The following is a 24771-nucleotide window of genomic DNA, read 5'->3' on the forward strand; positions in this document are numbered from 1 at the left end:
TGCTGTATTCGAGCGGTGTCTTACTTGATCGATTATGCTTGTGCGACTGAGCTTTCAGCTATATGGGGACCATTCAGTTTATAGCCAACATTACGGACGGTCATAATATATTCCGGTGTCCGGGCGTTTTTCTCAATTTTATCCCGCAAATGGCTAATATGAACGTCGACGATTCGGGTATCGCCAAGAAAGTGATAATCCCATACCCCGTGCAGCAGCTGTTGGCGGCTAAGCACTTTCCCTTTGTGACGGCAGAGGAACAAGAGCAGCTCAAACTCCTTTGGCGTGAGCTCGACGGGCTTCCCGTCAATGAATACTTCCCGCTGCTCGACCTTGACGTTCAGGCGGCCAATATCAAAGGCGGTGTCGTCTGCACTGCCGGGCAGTGACTGCACACGGCGGAATATGGCTTGAATGCGTGACACAAGCTCCTGAGGGCTGAAGGGCTTCGTCATATAGTCATCTGCGCCGTTATCTAGCCCAGCAATCTTATCGGTAACGTCTTGTAGAGCGGTCAACATAACGATGGGTACAGCATTGCTTTGCTTGCGAAGCTCACGGCAAACTTGAATGCCATCCATTTTTGGAAGCATAAGGTCAAGAACGATTAAATCGGGGCGAAAAGGTTTCAGCATGTCGAATACGGCTTCACCGTCACCTACGCAGCGAACATCATAGCCTGCCAGTTTTAAGTTGAATTCTATCAGCATCGATATGGATGGCTCATCATCAACGACCAAAATCTTTTTCCGCATGGTTCAGCTCTCCTTCATGTGTTTCCGCCTATTATGTTTCCTATTATGAAGGTGAAAATTATGCTTGAGATTAACGGTACGTAAAGTGGGTGTAAAAATATTCGCTATTTTCGTGTATAATAGGCAAAATGAGAGGTGAGATAGAAAGCCATGCCATTTCATATCGTTTTGGTGGAACCGGAAATTCCGGCAAACACAGGTAATATTTCGCGCACCTGTGCTGCAACCGGTACAATTTTGCATTTAGTAAGACCGCTCGGCTTTGATACGGATGACCGTACCTTGAAGCGGGCTGGGCTCGATTACTGGCATTCTGTCCATATTGAGTATCATGATTCTTTTGAAGAAGTGCTTGCCAGCTATCCGGAAGGCCGTTTTTTTTATGCCAGCACGAAAGCCCGGCATTCTTATTCACAATTCGAGTATAAGGACGGAGACTTTTTCGTGTTCGGCAAAGAGACGAAAGGGCTGCCTCAGGAGCTCATAGACGCTAATTTGGAAAGCTGCATTAAAATGCCGATGACCGATACGGTGCGATCACTTAATTTATCCAATTCAGCGGCTATCGTTATTTATGAGGCGCTCAGGCAAAATGATTTTCCGGGACTAAAGTGATAATTTATGATTTTTTTAACTTTTATTGGTATTTTATCGCCGGAAAACAAAAATTTAATTGCAGGATATTAAGAATTTATGAATGAATGAAGGAAATGCGGAAGTACCATCGAAACACTATAACGCAGAGGTTTCTCAAAAACGACTTGCGAAACCAGACACAGAAGAGGTGAAAGTGATGAAACCAGCAGGTGTAGTAAGGAAAGTGGATCAACTCGGCCGTATTGTACTTCCAAAATCATTACGTAAACGTTATTTGATGAACGAGGGCGATCCCGTGGAAATTTTCGTCCAAGGTGACCATATTATTTTGGAGCGTTACCGTCCAAAATGCGTGTTTTGCGGCTCTATGGTTGAGGTACGTGATTTCAAGGATCGTTATGTATGTGGCGTTTGTATGGAAGAAATGGCAGAGCTGCAGCGCTAGTCAGCGCTAAGGCCTGCTATTTTAACGAAATGAAGCTTCCCGAAATGAGCAAATGCGCTCGGCGGGAAGCTTCGTTTGTTTCATGATAGTAGGAAGCAGGCGACAACGGCCATGCTTCCTTTCTGTTAATGGTATACGGACGAATGCCTAAGACAGGATTCAGCCGTATACATTCACCATAAGCTGGCGGCTGCGAGCTTACAGGCCTTGCGTCTTGTCGTCATTGTAGGAGCTAGTGAGCATCGCCGTAATGAACAATGCAAGCACGGTCATGACAATAATAAAGTTCATCTGTGGGACACCTCCAAATAAGCTGTCTTTATTATAACCAACGACGGCAAAAAAGAAAACTTTAAAAGTTGTGAACACATTGTTAACATAGAGAGTATGAGCATAGCGGGCATATAAGCTCGCGAGGAGGAGCGTACAATATGAATTATCGTTTTTCATCCAGAGTATCACAGTTAAAATCGTCAGCCGTTAGGGATATTCTGAAGCTGACACAAGGAAAGGATATGATTTCGTTTGCGGGAGGGCTCCCGGCAGAGGAACTTTTTCCGGTGCAAGCGATTCGTGAAGCGGCAGACCGCGCATTTACGGCAGGGACTGGGGCGCTGCAATATGGCCTTACGGAAGGCTACCTGCCGCTTCGGGAGCAGTTATGCGAGCGTATGGCCGCAAAGCAAATGCTTGTGAATCCGGACCAAATGATTCTAACGACGGGATCGCAGCAAGCGATCGATTTGCTCGTGGGCGTGCTTACGGAGCCAGGCGATACGATCTTAGTCGAGAAGCCTACCTATTTGGCCAGCCTGCAGGTGTTTGCTCTGCATGGTCTAAAGGTAGTTGCTGCGGAGAGCGATGAAGACGGCATTATTCCTGAAGAGGCAGAGCGGCTTATTCGCGAGCATCGGCCGAAGCTGCTTTACGCGGTGCCGACCTTCGGGAATCCGACCGGACGCGTATGGAGCCTGGAGCGCAGGAAGAAGCTTCTTGCGCTTTGCAAGCAAAATGATATGCCGATCATTGAGGATGATCCGTATGGCGATATCAAATTTGACGAGGGTGAACAATTCCCTACGCTGTTTTCCCTGGAGGGTCAGGCTGAGGGCGGAGCCGTATTCTATACGAGTACCTTCTCCAAAACGGTTGCGCCTGCGCTGCGTTCGGGTTGGGCAATTGGGGACAGCACCGTTATTGGGATGGTAGCTAAAGCAAAGCAAGCCGCTGATCTTCACTCCAGCGCAATCGATCAGCAAATTTTGAGCCAATTGCTGAAGGGCTTTGATTTGGACAGCCATATCCGGCTTATATCCAAATCCTATGGAGAGCGTATGGTGGAGATGCATGAGCTGTTGAAGCGCGAAGCGCTTCAAGACGTGACGTGGGTGAAGCCTAAGGGAGGCATGTTCCTGTGGCTAGAGCTGCCGGATGGACTTGATGCGGAGGCACTGCTGCGCTGTGCGGTTCAGAAGGGCATGGCTTTCGTACCGGGAAGCTCCTTCTACGGCGATCATCCGCAGCGAAACACCGCCAGATTGAACTATACCTATAATACAGGTGCGCGCACAGAGCAGGGCGTGAAACGGTTTGTGGAAGCGCTGGGCGAGTTTACGGCGCGGAGCTAAGCGAGGCTGTCCAATCGGCAATGACATCCCCGTATTGGGCAAGCGCAGCTGCCCCATCTGGGCGCAGGCTGTATTTGCCCCGACCAATGCGGTCGAACCAGCCGTAATAATTGTTGCGCATGGTTTCGCCGCTGCGGCTGTAGCCCGTGATTGCTGCTACTTCGCGCGGGGCAAGTGGGCCGTAGTTGTGAAGCACATAAGCGCAGCGCAGAGCCTTCTCGCGGTATGCGGTAACCAGCTTGCGTCCGGTGCTGCCGCCTACGTTGTAGTCACCGCTGCGCTCCCTAAATTCGGTAAGCAGCTGGGACTGTTTTTTCCTTCTGACCCCGCGCTGAGGGGGATCACCTGCCTGACATAGCAGCTCGATGACCGGCGGCTTGGTTTTATAGAACGTAACCGTCATAAATCCAAGCCCCAGCATCCGGCACAGCTCGGTCAAATCGCCAAACCGTTGGTTGTGAGCGCCGCTTTTTTTACGGTTTCGTTCCACGGCAAGCACGACATGGTTATTTATGCGGAGACGTTCAACCCCTTGCAACAGCAAGGCAAGGTTGAACGTTTTTTTCATTTCTACAATAACGGTATCGGCTTGTTCGGGATGAATAGCCACTAAATCACAGTGGAGAACTTCGCTTTTTACCGTATAGCCGAGCTGCTCGTAGTATTTTTTGATTGGATGATAAAGCTCCTCTTCTCGCGCAACTGCCACTTCAGATTACTCCTTCCCATTTCCGCTTTACGATGCTTTTGTTCCCATTATAGCAAAGGATTCCATAAGCTTGTCGTAATTTGATGGATGATGGACAAAAATAGTGTGCAATTATCTTCCCGAATAAGCATAGGATTGTTATATCTCAATAAAAGTTGGCACCACTCGATAGAGCGTCTAGAGACAAATCCCGGGCGTCGAATGATTAGTGGAATGCGGAAGCGATGGGAGGAGGCACGGTATGGACATTTTCAAGCGAATATCGGAGTATCAGGCTGAGAGCGAGAAGCTTGCTTGGACAGGAACATTCAAGGAGTACATTGAATTGCTGAGGAAGGACCCGTCCCCGGCCATGACAGCACATTCACGCGTTTATGAAATGATTGAATCTCATGGGGTGCAAGACGTTGGGGGTCAAAAGCAGTATAAATTTTTTGACCAGGAGATCTTTGGGCTCGATCGTGCGATTGAGAAGCTGGTGGAAGAGTATTTCCATTCATCGGCTCGCAGGCTTGAGGTCCGCAAGCGGATTCTTCTATTGATGGGACCCGTCAGCGGGGGCAAGTCAACCATTGTGACGATGCTCAAAAAAGGGCTGGAGCGTTTCTCCAGAACGGAGCGAGGAGCCGTTTATGCGATTAAAGGCTGCCCGATGCATGAGGACCCCTCGCATCTCATTCCCCATGAGCTTCGTTCTGATATTGAGAAGGAGCTTGGCGTTCGAATTGAAGGCAACCTGTGCCCATCGTGCCAAATGAGGCTGCAAACGGAATATGCCGGCGATATTGAGAATGTGCTCGTGGAACGCGTATTTATTTCAGAGGATAATCGAGTCGGGATTGGTACATTCAGTCCATCTGACCCTAAATCGCAGGACATTGCCGACTTGACAGGCAGCATCGATTTCTCGACGATTACCGAATTCGGCTCTGAATCAGATCCACGCGCCTATCGGTTTGATGGTGAGCTGAATAAAGCCAACCGCGGGTTGATGGAGTTTCAGGAAATGCTGAAGTGTGACGAGAAGTTTCTGTGGAACCTGCTTTCATTGACGCAGGAAGGCAACTTTAAGGCCGGAAGATTCGCTTTAATATCCGCTGATGAGCTGATTATCGCTCACACGAATGAATCCGAGTACAAATCGTTTATCAGCAATAAGAAAAACGAAGCTCTTCATTCCAGAATGATCGTAATGCCGGTACCCTACAACCTCAAAGTATCTGATGAGGAGAAAATCTACAAGAAGCTGATCGCACAGAGTGACATGCGCCATATTCATATTGCTCCGCATGCACTGCGGGCGGCGGCGATCTTCTCCATTCTTACGAGGCTCAAGGAGACGAAGAAGCAGGGCATGGATCTGGTGAAGAAGATGCGGATGTACGACGGTGAAGAAATAGAGGGCTTCAAGGAAGCGGACTTGAAGGAGATGCAAAATGAATACCTAGAGGAAGGGATGACGGGCATCGATCCCCGCTATGTCATTAACCGGATCTCTAGCGCCTTGATCAAGCAGGATACACAATGCATTAATGCGCTTGACGTACTGCGTGCACTTAAGGAAGGACTTGATAGCCACCCTTCCATCACGAAAGAAGAACGTGAGCGGTACTTAAATTTCATTTCGGTTGCGCGCAAGGAATATGATTTATTAGCGAAGAAGGAAATTCAAAAGGCGTTTGTCTATTCATATGAGGAATCTGCCCGCACGCTGTTTGAAAACTATTTGGACAATATCGAATCCTACTGCAATTGGGCTAAAATCAAAGATCCGCTGACGGGCGAGGAGATGGACCCGGATGAGCGTCTCATGCGCTCGATTGAAGAGCAAATTGGCGTATCTGAAAATGCGAAAAAAGCATTCCGCGAGGAAATTCTGATTCGCATATCGTCGTACTCGCGCAAAGGGAAAAAATTTGATTTTACGAGCCATGAGCGGCTGCGTGAAGCCGTTGAGAAGAAGCTGTTCGCAGACTTGAAGGATATCGTGAAGATTACGACCTCTACGAAGACGCCGGACGAGAGCCAATTGAAACGGATCAATGAGGTCACAAAGCGGCTTATGGACGATCACAAATATTGCTCTGTCTGCTCCAACGAGCTGCTTCGTTATGTGGGCAGCCTGCTTAATCGTTAATTTCCCGGCTTGGGTATTGGAAAAGCTGATAGACAATCGTCTATCGGCTTTTCTGTAATGCTCCCAGGTTTAAAATAAATTTATCAGGACCATACTGATTTGTGTATGTTTTCCGATATAATAGGTGGTAGTGGATGACTATTACACCGAAGGAGTCGGACGAGTTGATTAATGTATCAGCAGAACGCAAGAAACAGCTTGAGTATACAGGCATTACGGATCAGGATTTGATTCTTCTGGCACAATATAAGCCTATTTTTCAAAAAATCGTCGATGAAGTCGTTGACCGTTTTTATGATAGCATCGGGCAGCAGCAGGAGCTCGTTGCTTTGATTTCGAAGTTCAGCACAATTGAACGCCTGAAGGAAACACAGAGGTGGTACTACATATCGCTGACCGAGGGGGTCATCGATCAAGCGTATATTGATAATCGAATAAAGATTGGCGCCGTCCATTCCAATATCGGATTGACAACGGATTGGTATCTGGGTGCTTATATGACATATTTGGATATTTCAACATTAGTGCTTCAACGCGTTATTCCCGAGCACTGGCAGGAAGTCGTGCATGTATTGACGAAATTGTTTAATCTGGATTCCCAGTTCGTTCTCGAAGCTTACAATCAGCATGAGCAGTTGAGAATCCAAGAGCTTGCAGACAATCGTTCAGCGATGCTGACTACGGTTACCGGCGCGGTTCAGGAGCTTGCGTCGCTTATGTTTGAATTGGACGAGGGGGCGCAATCTATTGCGGCTACCGCAATTTCAACCTCGCAATCGCAGGATAAGACGCATACACTATTGGGAGAGCTTCGCGAGGAGCTTGACGGCATTAATGAAATGGGTACGTTGATTCGCGGGCTTTCGGACCAGACACATCTGCTCGGACTGAATGCCGCTATTGAAGCAGCAAGAGCCGGCGAGCATGGACGCGGATTCGAGGTTGTTGCGAATGAAGTACGCAAACTGGCCACTTCCTCTCGAAATGCGCTTGAAGGGATACAGTCGAAGCTTGAAGAGATTGACAAGAAACTGTCTGCTGTTCGCCAAGAATCCGAACAAACCTCAGTGGAAGCGCGCAATCAGGCCGCCCGTTCCCAAGAATTGGCCTCATTTGTGCATATGGTCGATAAGGTTACCAAAGATTTACAGAAATTAAACCAATCCTAGTATCATACGCAGCTCAGAAAAAGCAGGAATTCTCTCAACCGAGGGTTCCTGCTTTCGCGTTATATAAGTTGACACAATTTTCAGTTTTTAGTATGATAATCCTAACATTAAGATGCAATTCTGTTATAAATGTTAAGTTTTTTGACATAATTATAACATATTTGATCGAATGTTCACCCAGCTCGTACCAAATTGGTGCAGCGCCCATCATGAAGGAGGCGGTTGTCATGTCGACGGCCAAACAGTCGCAATCGCAATATTATGATTCTCAAACCTTTTACGATGAGATGTTCGAAAAGGATTTTTCCGTTCGGGCTCATTATGACAGCGTCCATCGTTTATTTGGGAGAATCAAACCGGCAGAGCTTGCGATTCGTCAAAATGCGATTAACCAAAGGATGATGGAGGAGGGCATCACGTTTACGCTTTACAGCGAGGCGCAAAACGAGCCTTTGGAGAGGACGATTCCGTTCGATTATATTCCTCGTGTCATTCCGAGGCATGAATGGGAAGTTGTTGACCGGGGAGTGAGACAGCGGATCCGCGCATTGAACGCTTTCATTCATGATGTTTACCATGGTCAGAAGATCGTGGCAGACGGCATCATTCCTCGGAGGATGATTGTGTCGAATACTTATTTTCGTCCAGAAATGGCTGGTCTACATGTACCTGGCGGTGTATATATTACAGCATCGGGCATTGATTTAATCCGCGACGAAAAAGGCAGGTACTACGTGCTGGAGGACAATTTGCGTTCGCCCTCAGGATTCTCTTACTTATTTAAAGGCAGGACGCTGATGAGCGAGCTCTTCCACGACCTTTATTTGTCTAGCTCGGTTCAAAGCATAGATCGGAGCTTGAACTGCTTCCTTAGTTCGCTCCGTGCCCTTTCCCCTAACGGCAAACGTGATCCGTTAATCGTTCTGCTTACGCCAGGCGCTTTCAACTCCGCTTATTACGAGCATACTTTCTTGGCGCAGCAAATGGGCATTCATCTTGTGGAAGGCAGGGATCTTGTTTACAAGGACCACAAAATTTATTTGCGTGATTTACGCGGCCTTCGCCAGGTGGATGTGATCTATCGCCGCATTGACGATGATTTTCTTGATCCACTTGCCTTCCAGCCAGATTCGGTGTTAGGCGTTCCCGGCTTGATGAATGCTTACCGTGCAGGCAACGTTGCGATAGCCAATGCGCCAGGCACCGGTGTAGCTGACGACAAAGCGGTTTATGCATACGTCCCAGATATGATCCGTTACTATTTGGGTGAAGAGCCGCTCCTCCACAATGTGCCTACCTATATTTTATCGCGCAAGGAAGAGCGTGAATATGTGCTTGAACATCTAGATCAGCTCGTGGTGAAGGAAACCTCCCTCTCGGGCGGCTACGGTATGCTAATCGGCCCAAGTGCTACAAAAAGCGAAATTCAGGCGTTTGCTGAAGCGATCAAACGCGAGCCGGAACGCTACATCGCGCAAACGACGATGAAGCTCTCGCGCGCGCCGGTCATGGTGGATGGGGGCATGACGCCCCGCCATATTGATTTGCGAGCCTTTGCATTGATGGGAGAAGAGACGCATGTCATTCCGGGAGGTTTAACGCGTGTAGCCATGCAGGAGGGCTCACTCGTGGTCAATTCTTCACAGGGCGGCGGAGTCAAGGATACGTGGGTCCTTAATCGATAAATAATTTGGAGGGAATGCGATGCTGAACCGCAATGCAGAGGCATTATTTTGGATTGGTCGTTATATGGAGCGTGCTGAAAATCATGCCAGGCTCATTGATGTTCACTATCATTTGCAGGTAGATGAGGATACGACTGGTGCGGAGGGAAAACAGGGAACCGAAACGACCGAGTCCTATTCCAAATGGGCGAGAATCGTTGATGCGCTGGGCAGCCGCGAGGCCTATGAACAGCAGTACGGCAGCTATAACGAGAGGGATGTGTTGTTCTACACCACGCTTGATCGCGATAATGCGAATTCGCTGGTCTCCTGTGTTAGCCATGCCCGCGGCAACCTGCGTACGCTGCGTGAGAAGGTGCCGAGTGAAATGTGGGACGCAACGAATGGGTTTTATTTATGGCTGCGCGAGAAACAACCGGATGACCTGCTGCGCGAATCCCCGCATATCTTTTTTGGGCGGATCAAGGAATGGACAGCGTTGTTTCAAGGCGTCAGCCAATCAGTCATGCCAAGGGAAAACGAATGGCATTTTATTGAGTGCGGCCGGTTTCTAGAACGTTCAGAGAATACGCTGCGCATTATCAAAGCGGTCGGAAACGCAGCCAGCGGAGAAGGGTTCAACAACGCCAATGCTTACTCCTATTTGCAGGCTGTACTGCGCTCTGTTAGCGGCTATCAAGCGTTTCGCCGTTATTATGCGGATGGCATTTCGGTGGAATCGATTATTGAATTTGTTGTCCTCAATGACGCATTTCCACGCTCCCTCCATTTCGCGCTGCATTCCTTGGATGACCATATGCGGGATATCGAGCTGCAGGACAAACAGCTGCGGACAGCACATGAGCGTGTGCTTCGTCAGGTTGGAAAGGTGAAGGCAGACCTCGCTTGCTTGGAACGAGAAGATATGGTCATTGACCGGAGCGGGACTATCGTGGCGCATCTGCTTGATGCTTGCCAACAGCTTGGGATGGCGTTTGCGAAAACCTTTTTTCGCATGGGGGAGGCAAGCGCATGAAGCTGAGCATTTCTCATGTGACGCAATACGAATACGCAGAGACGGTTACGGACAGTGTCAATGAAATTAGGCTCACACCTAGCACTAATGAACGGCAATCTTGCTATCAACAAGCCATTTCTATTGAGCCTAATGCTTCATTATTTACGTATGAGGATTATTTCGGCAATCGAGTCCATGCCTTCTCCGTCAACGGTCCTCACAAGCGGCTGACCATTCGAACTCAAATGACGGTAGTCACGAAGCAGGCGCCTTCTTCAGAGGAGCGGGCGCAGTATTTGAGCAAGCGACCTGTTGGGCAGGCGTGGGGCTGGTTGAGAACGGAGGATGCGGCAAACCGATTTACGGAGTTCTTGCTTACGACGGAATATACGGCCGTGACCGAAGAGGTTGAGCGCTTCGCCCGTGAGATTGACGAGTCAAGCGGGACGGGGCCTTCCAGTGTGTTGGACTGGCTTAGTGCACTATCAACGAAAATTCGTACGGAGTTCATTTATGATCCTGAAGCGACGGACGTGAAGACGCGGGCATCGGATATGTTTCTTAGTAAAAGGGGCGTATGCCAGGACTTTGCGCATCTGATGATTGCCAGCTGTAGAGCCTTCGGCATTCCTTCGAGATACGTAAGCGGTTATCACTTTGTTGGTGATTTGCAGGGAGGCAGCGCAGACTTTGAACAGGCTTCCCACGCCTGGGTAGAAGCATTCGTGCCTGGACTCGGCTGGTGCAGCTTTGACCCGACAAATATGGATCCCGTGGGTGAGCGCTACGTAAAACTTGGGCACGGACGTGATTATAAGGACATTGTGCCCGTAAAGGGTGTCTACCGAGGTACTGGCGAGCAAATCCTGCATGTGACGGTCGACGTACGCAATGTTGAGGATTGAGAATGGAATAGTTGAGCATCCAAAGGACAGTGAGTCGCGAACAGCGACTTGCTGTTTTTTTGCGTAAAATATAGTCTTGCTCCCTTTAGCAGAAGGAGTCCCATTTAAAGCTACTTTTACCACGTATCAATGCTTTGGCAATGCAGAACTTAACACTACGATACATTGGGTTTTCTTTTGTGTTTATGATTTCATGCAGAAGGGAGCGTAGAGCCGATATGAATGCTGTTTACCGAGCAGGGCTTGTTCTTTGTTTGTTTTGCCTTTTGATTGTCAGTGCCTCAAGCGTTTCAGCAACAACAACTTCCTTTGATTATAAGGATAGGGTAGCCGTATTGATGTACCATCATGTTCACGACAAAGATACGAGCTCTTCGACCATTTCCCCTATGCAGTTTCGGGACCAGCTCGTTTTTTTGAGAAGCAGGGGTTATCAATTTATAACTTTGGAGCAATTGCGACGTTTTTTGGCAGGCGGAAAAGTGCCGAACAATGCCGTTCTGCTTACCTTTGATGATGGGTATAAAAGTTTTCATACATTTGCATACCCCATATTAAAGGATCTTGAGATACCAGCTGTCAATTTCTCAATAACGGATTATTTTAAGAAGAAATCGCCTCAAATTCCTCATTTATCTTACCAGGAAATTAAGGAAATGATGGGTCACTCCCCAGCGATTGACATTCAGTGTCATACAAATCAATTGCATAGAAAAATAGGAGAGAAAAGTGCTTTCACTTATATCGACAAAAAGATGGGCTTAAAAAAAGGTGAATTGACTCTTCAATCCTTGGTTTATGATGATACTTCTGCTTGCTTGAAGGTACTAAAGGGTGCCGGAGTTGCAAAACCCGATGCCATTAGCTATCCCTTTGGCATTTATTCGCGGGACTCGTTTCCTGTCTTGCTTAAATCAGGGGTGCGTTATGGCTTTACTACAAAACCTGCATTGATAAAAAAAGGAATGAATATGCTGGAGTTACCTCGAATAAATGCGGGCAGCCCGGGCATCACTCCGATGCAGCTCCATGCTGCCATAAAAAAAGCGAGGCACTTGCGCATCAGAAGATAATATCTTTTTCCATGTATGATTGACCTTGTTTAGCACACCTTATAAGCATCAAACAGGAGGTGCTTTGAAGTGAAAAAACAATTAAAACCCGTTATAACATCTTTAATGGTTGTAGCAATTGGCTTTTCCATGTCCGCGTGTAGTCAAAACCATACCGTGAAGCAGCAATCCATGAAAGCCAAAAACGAAATGCATCGCATTGAATCCAAAGCGGTGCCATATGGTACCAATATGACGGATCGTCGAATGAATGAGATGGATTACCGTACACGTAATTCGACGTATAACGGCATGGACAATATGACTGGCAATAACCGTACGTACAACAATATGAACAATGGTACTGGCGTGGATAATATGATGGAAAATCGAATGGGCAACTCTACCTATAACCGAATGCACGGCATGAATACGAAGCAAAGCGCCGATCAATTGGCTAGCCGCGCAAGAAGTGTCAGCGGAGTGAAAATGGCAACTGTTGTTGTGCATAACAATGAAGCGATCGTAGGCCTTGATATTGATAATAAAGGTAAAAAAGCAATCATTGAGAAGCAGGTTTATGCTGCTTTAAAGGGACAATATCCAGCTTATAGCATTCATGTGACCTCTGATCATGGGATGCATCAAAAAATTCAAAAGATGAACGCCGGAATGACAGGCGCCCATCCGATTAAAACGTTAGCCAATGATGTTGCGATTATGATTCGTGACATTGGCAATGCGGTAACCGCTCCGCTCCGTTAAACATCTCTATGGACTGGCAGCTCAATCTGGGCTGCCAGTCCATCATGCTTTTACATATCGTTATGCGGCTGGGAGGAATATCGTTGATCATGATGAGACGGAGTGTGCTTCTGCTGTTCATAGCCTTATTGTTGGCGGGTTTTGGCGTTCCCGTGAAAAAAGACCGTTTTTTTTACGAGCAACGGGGAGAGATCGTTTGGGAGGTTCCAACCGACGACAAGAAAATTGCTTTAACCTTTGATGATGGTCCATTTCCTAAAACGACGGATATGATTTTGGATTTATTGAAGAAATACAATGCAAAGGCAACCTTTTTTGTGCTTGGCAACAAGGTTGAGCGTTATCCGGAGACGATCAAGCGGGAAATTGCCGAAGGGCATGAGGTAGCCAATCATACGTTTAATCATGTGTACTTTCAGCGATCGATCAGTCAAGCGACAATCAGGGATGAAATTGTAAAAACGGAAAATGCGCTGGAGGCGTTGACGGGGAAAAAACCGCAGTTATTTCGGCCTCCCGGAGGCTTTTATAATGAGCATTCCATTGAAATAGCCAAAACGCTAGGGTATACAACGATCATGTGGTCCTGGCATCAGGATACGAATGATTGGAAGAGCCCCGGCGTAAACAAGATTGTTAACAAAGTGCTGAATAATGCGCGAAACGGCGATATCGTATTGCTGCATGATTATATACCGGGATCGATGCAGACGGTTAAAGCATTGGACAAAATTTTGGATGAGCTAAGCAAGCGAGGGTATGAATTCGTGACGGTAACGGAACTCATGAATACCATGATGGATGTTCCGACACATTAATAAGCTCAGAGTAGAGCTTGTAATGCAATAGCGATAGACGAAGGGAGCTCTCAGATGCGAGCTCTCTATTGGCATATCCGATTTTGAAAAAATTCATATAGACGATTTTTAGGCATGCTATGGACAAATTATAGGATATTTCGTGTTTTGGCTAAGGGGCTTGACCTCGTTCTGGCCTTGCAGTAATAATTAGCGATATGATTCGTATTTGATTATATTATCGTGATGGAGATGAGCTCCTTGACTTTCCTGAGAAAACTTTCGATTCGCTCCCAGCTCTTAATACTGGCTGCATCCTCTATTGCTGTTATCCTGATTATCATCTTGCATACGTATTCGATGATGTCCGGGATGATTACGAAAAACCATGAAGAATATGTGAGGCAGACCGTCACGGAAATTCATAAAAACGTGATTTCCAACAAAGACGTAGTTAATCGGCTCATGCAAAATATATCCTACAATGAAGAGGTGCAGAGCTTTCTCGTTGAGCAAAACCCATTGCGCCGTTATGAGATGTTCAAAAAATTAAGCCAGCTCATCACGAATCAAAAGGAGCTGAAGGATGGCGTCCTCGATATCGTTATTTCTGGAAATAATGGCGGCTGGGTCGATATTAACGGTGGCAATCCCTATGTGGCGCCGTTGATAAGCAAGCTGCCCAAAACAAAATTTAATGCTTATTATGTTGGGATGCAGACGTTTGGCGGCTCATATGGCTCGGCTGAAGGGCTTATATTCGCGACATCAATTACGTATATGCAGCCTGGAGAATTGTTTAATACGAATGTGGGCACGCTCTTTTTTATCATCAGTCCGAAAGCGCTTGCAGGTGAAGAGGAATATGCCATGAAAAATACGAGCACGCAAATTTATTTGTTGGACCGCGATCACAAAATTATTACAAGCAATACAGAAAACAAGATCGGAACGGCTTTGCCAGAGGATCTCAACATTAGCGGGCAAAGCAATGACCAGCAAACGGTGCTGTGGAAAAATAAATCCTACGTCATGCAAACCGACAACTTGCCTGATATTGATGGCGTTATCCTTAGCATGGCGCCGAAGGATGAATTGCTGCGTGACCTAAGAAAGATTCGTGAGGTAGAACTTACGATTCTAGGCATTTGCCTGCTTCTGCTGGCTGTTCCGTTTACATTTATTATTAACAATATTTTGCGGCCGCTCAAAAAAATGATGTTTTTCATGACGAATGTCAAGCGAGGAACGCTGATTGAATTTCAAAAGAGAATTTCGCTGCATGGTTATCTTGAAATCAATGTGCTGGCCACACAATTTAATCAAATGCTCGATGAGATCGAGCAGTTGACCCAGCGCCTGCTCGAAGCAAACAGCAGGGTCTATGGCAGCGAGCTGGAGAAGAAGAAGGCGGAGCTGGCTTTTTTGAGAAGCCAAATCAACCCTCATTTTCTCTACAACACGCTGGAGGCAATTACAGGTATCGCAGTTGTGGAGAAGCAAACGAAAATCAAGACGATGACCAGGTCCTTATCGAATATTTTTCGGTACAGCATCAAGGGTGCAGATGTTGTACAACTGCGCGATGAGGTAAGAATGATAGAGTCGTTCATTCAAATACAACAAATCCGCTTTGCGGAGCGGTTTTCCGTTGAATATGATTTCTCGGAGGAAGCGATGTCCTATCGCATTCCAAAAATGATTCTTCAGCCGCTCGTTGAAAATGCGATTTACCATGGCTTCGAACCGACGCTGAAGGTAGGGAAGCTTTCCATGCGAGCGTGTGTGGATGAGGAAAACGCTCTTCACATCGTGATTGAGGATAACGGTGTGGGCATAGGAGCTGGGCGACTGGAACATATTCGCCGCATGTTATCCGAAAATTCCTCAGCGCCGGCAGCAGACGAAAATATGAAGAGCATCGGGCTTGGCAACGTAAATAACCGGATTAAGCTGATTTACGGGAACGAATACGGGATTCAGATCGATAGTGTGGAAGGTCAGGGTACGAAAGTTCAGCTTAAGCTGGCGGAGAGGAAGGATCTAGATGCATAAAGTATTTCTTGTGGACGATGAGAGCTGGGTTGTGGAAAGCTTGAAGGATTTAGTAGATTGGAGCAGCCTTGGCTTTGAAGTAATAGGACAAGCGTATAGCGGCATTGCTGCACTAGAGGCAATCGGGCAATGCAGGCCGGATGTTGTTTTTACGGATATACGAATGCCTGAAATGAATGGGCTGGAGCTGATCCAGCGGGGCAAGTCCTTCCCGTTTTCGATGCAATTTGTTATTGTAAGCGGCTATGCGGAATTTGCTTACGCGCAGAAAGCGATTAGCCAAGGGGCGTTTGCTTACTGCCTGAAGCCTTTCGATGAAGTGGAGATATCCAGCGTTCTGGCTAGACTGAACAAGCAATTGAATTTGTCAAAAGGCTCTTTCGAACGCACGCTTCTTCATCTGATTGACGAGCCAGGCCCTAAGAACGAGCTCATTAGCGATAAGCTGAAAAAAGACGGCGTGCTGGAGCGTGACGGAGATTCGTTGGTTGCTGTTATTTCGGTTGGTCCAGAAGAGCTGCCGGCGCAATCGCTTAGAGTAACCCGCATGAAAATCGGCTCTTCCAAAACAGCTTATCTGATGAATGCCCATCTAGCGGATGCGGTTAGATTAGAATGGGAAAAGAACAGGCAAGGGGCGATAAAGGGACTTGGGATTAGTGATCCGTTCAACGATTTAAATGAGATTAAGCAGGCGATTGAAGCTGCGGATGTGCTTGCCCATCAGTTTTTTATAAACGGTAAGGCTGCATGTGTGGGCAGTGCAGATCCATTCACTAGCGGCCCTGAGCTTAACGAATGGCTTTTGCAGGTCAGCTCTGCCATTCAGGAACGGGATTTGGTAGCGGCCCAGCAAGCCATGGACAAGATTGGGGTATTGTTTCATGAGGGGACGTTAACAATAAAGCATGCGCTTAAGGTTTATAATATGACGGTTTCATTCTTATTCGAACTCGGAGAGACTGAGAGCATGCTGTACAGCTACGAGCAGCTGGTGAAATCATATAAGGATCTGCCTAGCATGCTGAGAGAGCTGAAGTCGCTGATCAACAAGTATGTAAGCAGCGCAGCTGGCTCGTCTGTCGAAACAAAAAATCCGACCGTAAATTCCATTCTGAACTATGTGGCTTTAAACTTTCGCAAGGATATCTCTCTGCAAGACCTATCGGAGCAATTTTTCATGAATCCCAGCTATATTAGCCAATTGTTCAAAAAAGAGGTCGGCGAAACCTTTACCGCTCATATCGCCAAGCTGCGGATTGCTTATGCCTGCGAGCTGCTGGAGAGCGGAGCAGGCACGATTCAAGAGATTGCCGAAAAAATCGGCTATCATGACTATTTTTATTTTACGCGGATGTTCAAAAAAATGATGGGAAAAACACCTACACAATATCGCGAGAAACCGCATTCTTTTTAAAATATGGACGATTTATATCATCGCTATGGATTATTTAAAGAAAACTTTCCATGAAGGTTTTCTTTTTTTGTGGAGAGGGTTGAATTTGCAGAAAGAACGAATAGATTGCGTCCATGTACGCTCCTTGGCTGGCAAGCGATAATAGAGCAAGAAGGTGACAACGCTTACAAGGAGGTTTTACAATCATGAATTTATTAGGGAAGGAAATGTACAAACATCGCTTCTTGTATATTTTGCTCCTCCCTACGTTGCTCTTTTATGTATTGTTTCAATACGTTCCCATGTATGGAGTGCTCCTCGCATTTAAGGAGTATCACATCAGGGAAGGAATACTGAGTAGTCCGTGGGTAGGATTGGCGAACTTTCGGGAGCTCGTGAACCAAAGCGATTTTTGGCAAGCGTTTACGAATACGATTATTATCAGCTGCGGACGGATCATCTTTGAATTTCCGACAGCGATCATTCTGGCATTGCTAATCAATGAGGTTACGAAAGAGAAATTTAAAAAGTTTTATCAGACCGTATATACCTTCCCACACTTTATCTCGTGGGTGATCATAAGCGGCATTATGTTCAACTTTTTAAGCGAATCCGGTGTTCTCAATCAGATTATCGCCTCCTTTGGCTTTGACAAGCAGACGTTTATGACCGATCCGGGCTTGTTCCGCCCGATTTTGTTTCTATCCAGCATGTGGAAGGAAATTGGCTGGAGCGCGATTATTTATTTGGCAGCGATTGCAGGCATCAATCCCGAGCTGTACGAAGCGGCTCGCATTGATGGAGCCAACCGGTTCCAGCAACTGATGGCTGTTACGTGGCCTTCCATTCGGGGAACGGCGGCGATACTCATGATTCTGGCTGTAGGCAATGCGATGAACGGGGGGTTTGAGCAGGTGTTCAACCTCTACAATCCAGGCGTATATGAAACAGGCGATATCATTGATACGTATCTGTACCGTTCTGCCTTCGGAGATGGGTTGAGCTTTGGAGTCACGACAGCGGTTGGCTTGTTTAAAGCCGTCTTGAACTTTATCTTACTGTACTCCGCGAACTTTATGGTGAAGCGGCTTGGCGGGGAGGGATTGGTATAATGGCAGCACAAACGGTGAAACGACGCAAAAAAATTAGCATGCCGGATGTGATCATCCATACGATCTTGATTCTGCTTACCATTTGCACGATTTTTCCTTTCTATAACGTGGTTTTGATGTCATTCAGTGATTCGGTAGCCATCTCGAAGCAAATCGTATATTTGATTCCTACGGCTTTTGATTTTTCGGCTTACAGCTACATTTTGCATGAGCCGCGTTTCCTCAACGCTTTTCTCGTCACGATCTTTGTGACGGTTGTCGGAACGCTAATTAATATGCTAGTTACGCTTACGGGTGCTTACGTGCTTTCAAAAAGCGGCTTCCCAGGGCGCAAAGCGGTGATGTCAGGCATTTTGTTCACGATGTTTTTCAACGGCGGGCTTATTCCTTTCTATCTGACCATGAAGAACTATGGCTTGATTAACAATTTGTTCGTTATGATTCTGCCGGTCGCCGTGAATACTTTTTATATGATGATCTGTATCGCTTTCTTCCGCACGCTGCCGGTAGCGCTTGAGGAATCGGCGAAAATCGATGGCGCGAACGAGATTCAAATCTTGTACAAGGTTATTTTGCCCATCTCCAAGCCGATGATTGCGACGATCGCTTTGTTTTATGCGGTAGACCGCTGGAATGAATGGTGGTTCGGCGTATTGTTCATGACGGACGTCAATTTGCTGCCGCTGCAGGCGCTGCTTAGAGAGCTGCTTACTAACTATCAACAGCTGCTTACGAGCATTAGCGTAAGCTCGGTTGTCTCGTCCAGCTCGGCTCTTCAGCCGGAAATGCTCAAAATGGCGGTTCTGGTCGTTAGTGCTTTACCAATCGTATGCTTGTATCCCTTCTTACAGAAGTATTTTACGAAGGGCGTTATGATTGGCTCGATCAAAGGGTAGTAGAAGCTTCATGCTTTTATTATATAAATGTACAGGGGGAACGGAAAAATGAAGAAAACAAACAAAGTTGTCTCATTGACGTTATTAAGCGCATTATTCATCTCAGCTTTATCCGGATGCGGATCCGCTAACCATGCGCCTGAAGCCAGCAATAACACGGCATCGCCAACGGCTGAGGTGTCAGACAATCCGTACAAGGACCATATGGATATCTCTATTTCCTAGTGGGGAATTGGCGTAGGCTTCCAGCAGAAGGATGAAATATTGCAGCAAGTGGAGAAGGAATTTAACGTCACCCTAAAGCCGATGGATATTGGCTGGGACAACTATAAGCAGAAGGCTCAGGTATGGGCTGCTGCCGGCCAGCTTCCTGATATTATTACAAACAGCATTACGAATGACAGCCCGGCCACATATAATGAATGGGTAAATCAAGAACTAATCCATGCACTTCCCGATGACCTCAGCGCCTATCCGAATTTGGAGCAGGTCGCCAAGGCTAAGGGTGTAGACGGCATCCGGCGCGATGGAAAGCTGTATGCGATTCCGCGCATGACCTTCCCGCTTGAACGGGCGGAAGCGGTATGGGCGGTTGACCGTGCGATCTTTGTCCGCAAGGATTGGATGGAGAAGCTGGGCATTGAGGACCCGAAAAACTTCGAGGAATTCAACGCCATGCTGAAAGCGTTTGTAGAGAAGGACCCGGATGGCAACAACAAAAATGACACGACAGGCATTGTCATGAATACGCTTGGTTACTTCAAATCCGTATTTGTTCCTACGTTCCCACAAATGGGCAATCAGGGCTGGGTAGAAGAGGACGGCAAATGGATTCCGTTCTACGCTTCGAAGAAAATGGACGAGGTAGTCGTTCAAGCCCGCCAAATGTACAAAGACCACACGCTCGACCCGGATTTCGCGGTTGCCAAAGCCGGCGAAGGCAATCAGAAGTTCTACCAAAACAAAGCGGGTGCGTTTGCATTCAAAACGGACGGCATTTTGGGAGCCACGGGCATCAAATCGGAATGGGAGAAAAATAATCCTGGGCTGAACTTCTTTGATCATGTGAAAATTTTACACCTGTGGCCAGGTGCGGACGGTACGGTATACCGTCAAGTCAACAGCCCATGGTGGTCAGAAACCATGATCAACGTAGATGTGGATGACAAGAAGCTTGACCGCATTTTGAGAATGTATGACTGGCTGCTGTCTGACAAAGGAAAAGAGTTGTTCGATTACGGCATTGAGGGCAAGGATTACACGAAGGATGGCGACAAATATGTCATTACCCGTGCGAAAGAAGAAAACGGCCAGTTTATTGATTTGAAAAAACAATATCCTTCAATGGACATTATTTCGCAATTGGCTGCTTGGAGAAATGCAAGCGCAATCGAAGATAGCGAATCCAATCGCGCAGCTCATGGAGATGCAGCTATACAGTTCATTCAAGATGAAATAAAATGGCAAATGGACAATGCTAAGCCAATGCCAACCGCTTTCGAATTTTTCACAATGACTACGCCTGCGAAAGACAAGCTGTCTGCGATCAATTTCGATGATGACTTCACAAAGATGATCCTCGGCAAGGATGACCCGGTCAAAACCTGGAGAGCTACGGTGAAAGGTTATGACAGCAAAGGTCTTCAGCAAGCGATTACGGAAGTAACGGCAGAAATGGCCAAACAAAAATAAGAAACAAAACGAAGGAAATGTTCTGTCGGAAACGGCAGGGCATTTCCTGTGTTTCTGAAGAAAAGAGAGGAGTACAAAGATGGCTATGCAGCAAATGGAAAACGGTGAGACGCTGGCTGTTCTACAGCTTGGTGATTTTGGCGGCAGGCCTGATTCAGGGGCGGATGCTATGCCTGCCATGCAGCGGGCAATTGAAGCGGCTGCTCAAATTCAGGGGCCAGTCGTACTGGAGTGCGCTTCAGGGCGGTATGATTTTTTTCCTGCACAGGCGACGAGAAAGCCTTATTACATTTCAAACACGACCAGTGAAGTGGAAAATCAGGATGTGACGAAAACGATCGGTCTATTTATGAAAGGGATGCGAGAGTTTACGCTTGATGGCAAAGGTTCGTTATTCCTATATCATGGCAAGCAAACGATGTTTCTGTTAGATGAATGCGAGGATATTGAAATCCGCAACGTCAATGTGGATTATGAGCAGCCGACCGTCGTGGAAATGACTGTGGCAGAAGCGGGATCGAATTATCTCGTGCTTGCTGTACATCCTTCCTATCGCTATGAGATCACAGAAAACAAGTTAGCTTGGGTAGCCGATCATTGGCGTTTCCTTGAAGGCCCGATGCAGGAGCTGGACCTGAAGGAAAACCGCACTTGGCGTATTGATAATGTATTGGAGAATGCGGTGAAAGTGGAGGAACTGGAGCCCAGGCGGTTGAAGGTTCATTTGAATCATTCGCCGAATCAAGCGGTCAGCAATATTTTGCAGACTCGCGACGGAATCAGGGACCAGGTTGGCGCCTTTATTAACAGAAGCTGCGACGTTCGGTTTACGAATGTTGGCATGCATTTTATGCACGGCCTCGGGATCGTATGTCAGTTCAGCGAGAACCTCACGTTTGAGCGTATGAATATGACGCCGCGCAAGGAAACGGGGCGTACGGTTACAGCGTTTGCTGATTTTATCCATGTCTCAGGCTGCCGTGGGCTCATTAAAGTAAATGACAGCCAATTCAGCGGCGGGCATGATGATCCGATTAACGTTCATGGCACTTATTTGCGCATCGTGGAGCAGCTTGCCCCTAATCAGGTAAAGGTGAAGTTTATGCATCATCAAACCTATGGCTTCGAGGCTTTTTTTGCCGGAGATGAGGTTGAATTCGTAAGAGGCGAATCGTTGATTGCCTACCATAGCAGCAAAGTGATTTCTGCCGAGCTTGTGAATCCGCGGGAAATGCTGCTTACGCTGGAGCATATGGTACCGGAGGGCATCAAGTACGAAGATGTCATTGAGAATGTGACCTGGACTCCCGAAATGGAAATCACCGGAAATGCGTTTGAACGAGTGCCGACACGAGGGGTTTTGGCAACGACACGGCGCAAAGTGGAGATCGCGCATAACCGGTTCGAGAAAATGACGATGAGTGCGGTCTTCATCGCAGCCGATGCCGAGAGCTGGTATGAATCCGGCCGCGTGCAGCAGGTTTCGATTCATGACAATACGTTTATAAAATGCGGAAATGAGCAGCATCCGAATATTTTTATTGCCCCAGAAAATAGGCAGGTTAGCCCGGAGCATCCGGTTCATAGCAACATCTTCATTGAAAATAATAAATTCGAAACAGAAAATGCGATAGTGCTTTCTGCTAAAAGTACGTGTAATATAGGCATTATGAACAATGAAATTGTAGCTGTGGGCGATCAAAACGAGTTTCGCGCGCTTCAGGACGTTGTTCGCTTTGAGGCGTGTACCGATATTTCGCTTGCAGGCAATTCATTGATCAGAGAAACCTGATATGATGGAGGACTGGATAAGAGAATGACAAGCATCGAGAGAGTACATGTCGTGTTTAAAACCCATTTGGACATTGGCTTTACCCATTTGGCGCAGTATGTGGCTAAGCAATATCGTGAGGAATATATCCCAAAGGCGATTGAGCTGGCTGAGAAGCTGGAGGCGGAAGGCGGCCGAGAGCGCTTCATCTGGACAACGGGTTCGTGGTTGATCCGTCATTATTTGAACCATGCGACGGAAGAGCAGAAGGCCCGGATGGAGAAGGCGATTAAGAGCGGGCACATTGCGTGGCACGGGCTGCCGTTCACGACCCATACGGAAGTGATGGATGCCGAGCTGTTCCGCTTTGGCTTGTCGATCAGCCAAGAGCTTGATAAGGAATACGGGAAGCATACGATCGCTTCGAAAATGACGGATGTTCCTGGACATACGCTGGGCATGATTCCGATTATGCAGCAATATGGGATTCAATATATGCATATCGGCGTTAATCCGGCATCGAAGCGCCCAAGCGTGCCTCGCCTGTTCCGCTGGCAAGCGGAAGACGGCTCAGAGCTTATCGTGAACTATGCCGGCAATTATGGCGAGGTGCTGGAAATTGAAGGCTTGCACGACGTCCTTGTATTTGCCCATACCGGCGATAATTGCGGTCCGCCAAGCGTGGAGGATATCCGCCATCAGTTCGATGCGATTCAGCAGCAGTACCCGAATGCACAAATTATGGCTTCCACCATGGATGCATTCGTAGCTAAGCTGCTTGAGGTGCGTGACCGTCTGCCGATCGTACGGGAAGAAATTGGAGACACCTGGATTCACGGCGCTGGAACAGATCCGATGAAGCTGGCAAAGCTGCGTGAGCTTAGCCGTCTGAGAACCGAATGGGTCAAACAGGGCCGCATGACGGAAGAAAGCAAGGAATACAAGGATATGAGCGAAGCGATGCTGCTCGTTGCTGAGCATACATGGGGCCTTGACGTGAAGAAGTGGCTGCCTGATTTCCGCCATTACGCCAAACCGGATTTCCAAGCCGCGCGTCAGCGTGACGAGGTCGACGTGAATGATATGCCTGCCAAGTTTGCTTATATCGGTGCTTTTGCGATGGATGAATTCGACAAGCACTCGAGCAGTCTGTTCGAAGGGGAGCAGAGCAAGCGTACGTATTCGCTGATTGAGCAATCATGGGCTGAACAGCGGAGCTATACGGATCAAGCGATTTCCGGGCTAGAGGAAGACAAGCAAGCGGAGGCTTTGGAAGCATTTGAGCAGCTGATTCCAGTTCCGGCTAATGTAAGCGGCTACGAAACCTTCGAGCCACTTCAGCGTTTCCGCAGCGGCGGGTACGAGCTGGCATTCGGCGAGAATGGCGCGCTTTCGTTCCTAAAGGATGATAATGGGAAGGTCTGGGTCGATGAGAGCCATGCTTTCGGTGCTTATGCTTATGAGACATTTGGAACGGACAATTACGGCGAATACTTCAGAACGTATATGGAAGGCCTGCCCGTCACGCACCCTTGGTCCGATGCGGATTTCAGCAAGCCGGGCTTTGAATTCGTTAGGCCGCTTCCGAGCCACCAGCTCTTTAGTCCCGTAGTTACCGGGCGGTTTGTCAAAAAAGGCGCCTCCGAGGATCGTTATTTGCTTAAGCTTCGCATGCCTGCTTTGGCTCATGAGACGTACGGTGCTCCAAAGACGCTTGAAGTGGAATATACGGTTCATCAAACGAGTGGTACAATTGCGGTTAGCCTGCAATGGTTTGGCAAGGATGCGAATCGCCTTCCCGAAGCCAGCTGGTTTGGCTGCGGCTTGAAGGTTGACAACGCCAACCTGTGGACCATGGACAAGCTGGGTGCCGATGTTTCCCCGCTTAGCGTCGTTTGTGATGGCAACCGAAATCTTCATGCAGTCGGACAAGGGGTATCCTATAGCGGAGCGGATGGCTCTGCTGTTATTGAAACGAAAGACGCAGCGCTTGTAGCGCCTGGTCAAAAAAGGCTTCTGCAATTCGATAATACGTTTGTGTCGCTTGATCAAGGCTGGCATTTCAATCTGCATAACAATATTTGGGGCACCAACTTCCCGATGTGGTATGGAGAAGATGCAAAATTTCGTTTCGAGCTGAAGCTCAAATCCAACCTAAAATAAACCGGTTTAATTTTGGGCATTTCGCTTGCAAGATTAAGCGCTTCA

Annotated in this window: 21 protein-coding genes; 19 read left to right on the forward strand and 2 right to left on the reverse strand. The window is 47.5% G+C overall.

The annotated features are described in order from the left end of the window. Positions 1–32: 32 nt before the first annotated feature. On the reverse strand, positions 33–755 hold the full coding sequence (locus E0496_RS15935) for a response regulator transcription factor (protein ID WP_141502780.1): 723 nt from the start codon (positions 753–755) through the stop codon (positions 33–35). A gap of 150 nt (positions 756–905) precedes the next feature. Between E0496_RS15935 and trmL the strand changes: the two genes are divergently transcribed. The 3 genes from trmL (at position 906) to E0496_RS15950 (ending at position 3425) form a co-directional block, all read left to right on the forward strand. Continuing rightward, the gene (gene trmL / locus E0496_RS15940; protein ID WP_139996461.1) at positions 906–1370 is read left to right on the forward strand and encodes a tRNA (uridine(34)/cytosine(34)/5-carboxymethylaminomethyluridine(34)-2'-O)-methyltransferase TrmL; all 465 of its coding nucleotides are present in this window, start codon (positions 906–908) and stop codon (positions 1368–1370) included. A 178-nt stretch (positions 1371–1548) separates the two neighbouring features. Beyond that, positions 1549–1797, forward strand: a complete 249-nt coding sequence (locus E0496_RS15945) for an AbrB/MazE/SpoVT family DNA-binding domain-containing protein (RefSeq protein WP_139996462.1) — start codon at positions 1549–1551, stop codon at positions 1795–1797. A 431-nt stretch (positions 1798–2228) separates the two neighbouring features. After that, entirely contained in the window at positions 2229–3425 is a 1197-nt protein-coding gene (locus E0496_RS15950) for an aminotransferase-like domain-containing protein (protein ID WP_141502781.1), read from the forward strand. Here E0496_RS15950 and E0496_RS15955 read toward each other — a convergent pair. Continuing rightward, positions 3409–4134, reverse strand: coding sequence for a DUF2161 family putative PD-(D/E)XK-type phosphodiesterase (locus E0496_RS15955; protein ID WP_141502782.1), 726 nt, complete (start codon positions 4132–4134; stop codon positions 3409–3411). The genes E0496_RS15950 and E0496_RS15955 overlap by 17 nt on opposite strands. A 241-nt stretch (positions 4135–4375) precedes the next feature. Between E0496_RS15955 and E0496_RS15960 the strand changes: the two genes are divergently transcribed. From E0496_RS15960 to E0496_RS16030, 16 genes are all read left to right on the forward strand, one after another. Continuing rightward, complete coding sequence (locus E0496_RS15960; RefSeq protein WP_141502783.1) at positions 4376–6271, forward strand: PrkA family serine protein kinase; 1896 nt, start codon at positions 4376–4378, stop codon at positions 6269–6271. Positions 6272–6405: 134 nt separating this feature from the next. Beyond that, on the forward strand, positions 6406–7440 hold the full coding sequence (locus E0496_RS15965; RefSeq protein WP_206669784.1) for a globin-coupled sensor protein: 1035 nt from the start codon (positions 6406–6408) through the stop codon (positions 7438–7440). Positions 7441–7667: 227 nt separating this feature from the next. After that, positions 7668–9125 carry a circularly permuted type 2 ATP-grasp protein gene (locus E0496_RS15970; RefSeq protein ID WP_141502784.1) on the forward strand — a complete coding sequence of 486 codons (1458 nt, stop codon included), beginning with the start codon at positions 7668–7670 and terminating at the stop codon, positions 9123–9125. A gap of 19 nt (positions 9126–9144) precedes the next feature. Continuing rightward, positions 9145–10140, forward strand: coding sequence for an alpha-E domain-containing protein (locus E0496_RS15975; protein ID WP_141502785.1), 996 nt, complete (start codon positions 9145–9147; stop codon positions 10138–10140). After that, positions 10137–11027, forward strand: a complete 891-nt coding sequence (locus E0496_RS15980) for a transglutaminase family protein (protein ID WP_141502786.1) — start codon at positions 10137–10139, stop codon at positions 11025–11027. Before E0496_RS15975 ends, E0496_RS15980 begins: the two co-directional genes overlap by 4 nt. A gap of 218 nt (positions 11028–11245) precedes the next feature. Continuing rightward, the gene (locus E0496_RS15985; protein WP_161601443.1) at positions 11246–12100 is read left to right on the forward strand and encodes a polysaccharide deacetylase family protein; all 855 of its coding nucleotides are present in this window, start codon (positions 11246–11248) and stop codon (positions 12098–12100) included. A 69-nt stretch (positions 12101–12169) separates the two neighbouring features. Continuing rightward, the gene (locus E0496_RS15990) at positions 12170–12844 is read left to right on the forward strand and encodes a YhcN/YlaJ family sporulation lipoprotein (protein WP_141502788.1); all 675 of its coding nucleotides are present in this window, start codon (positions 12170–12172) and stop codon (positions 12842–12844) included. A 92-nt stretch (positions 12845–12936) separates the two neighbouring features. Continuing rightward, positions 12937–13662: a polysaccharide deacetylase family protein gene (locus tag E0496_RS15995; protein WP_141502826.1), complete on the forward strand. Its 726-nt coding sequence runs from the start codon at positions 12937–12939 to the stop codon at positions 13660–13662. 240 nt (positions 13663–13902) lie between these two features. Next, positions 13903–15696 (forward strand): sensor histidine kinase, encoded by a 1794-nt coding sequence (locus tag E0496_RS16000; protein WP_161601444.1) that lies wholly within the window; start codon positions 13903–13905, stop codon positions 15694–15696. Continuing rightward, positions 15689–17113 carry a response regulator gene (locus E0496_RS16005; protein WP_141502790.1) on the forward strand — a complete coding sequence of 475 codons (1425 nt, stop codon included), beginning with the start codon at positions 15689–15691 and terminating at the stop codon, positions 17111–17113. Before E0496_RS16000 ends, E0496_RS16005 begins: the two co-directional genes overlap by 8 nt. A 185-nt stretch (positions 17114–17298) precedes the next feature. Beyond that, positions 17299–18204, forward strand: coding sequence for an ABC transporter permease (locus E0496_RS16010; RefSeq protein WP_139996473.1), 906 nt, complete (start codon positions 17299–17301; stop codon positions 18202–18204). Then, a complete protein-coding gene (locus E0496_RS16015) occupies positions 18204–19100 on the forward strand; it encodes a carbohydrate ABC transporter permease (protein WP_141502792.1) in 897 nt (298 codons plus the stop codon). The genes E0496_RS16010 and E0496_RS16015 overlap by 1 nt, the downstream gene beginning before the upstream one ends. A 48-nt stretch (positions 19101–19148) precedes the next feature. Beyond that, positions 19149–19325 carry a hypothetical protein gene (locus E0496_RS35620; protein ID WP_161601445.1) on the forward strand — a complete coding sequence of 59 codons (177 nt, stop codon included), beginning with the start codon at positions 19149–19151 and terminating at the stop codon, positions 19323–19325. A 39-nt stretch (positions 19326–19364) separates the two neighbouring features. Further along, positions 19365–20792: a type 2 periplasmic-binding domain-containing protein gene (locus tag E0496_RS16020; protein ID WP_141502793.1), complete on the forward strand. Its 1428-nt coding sequence runs from the start codon at positions 19365–19367 to the stop codon at positions 20790–20792. Positions 20793–20871: 79 nt separating this feature from the next. Next, complete coding sequence (locus tag E0496_RS16025) at positions 20872–22584, forward strand: alpha-1,3-galactosidase-related protein (RefSeq protein WP_141502794.1); 1713 nt, start codon at positions 20872–20874, stop codon at positions 22582–22584. Positions 22585–22608: 24 nt separating this feature from the next. Then, the gene (locus E0496_RS16030) at positions 22609–24726 is read left to right on the forward strand and encodes a DUF5054 domain-containing protein (protein ID WP_141502795.1); all 2118 of its coding nucleotides are present in this window, start codon (positions 22609–22611) and stop codon (positions 24724–24726) included. The last annotated feature ends 45 nt before the right edge of the window (positions 24727–24771 follow it).

The sequence above is a fragment of the Paenibacillus luteus genome, assembly GCF_006542765.1.
GTDB lineage: Bacteria > Bacillota > Bacilli > Paenibacillales > Paenibacillaceae > Pristimantibacillus > Pristimantibacillus luteus.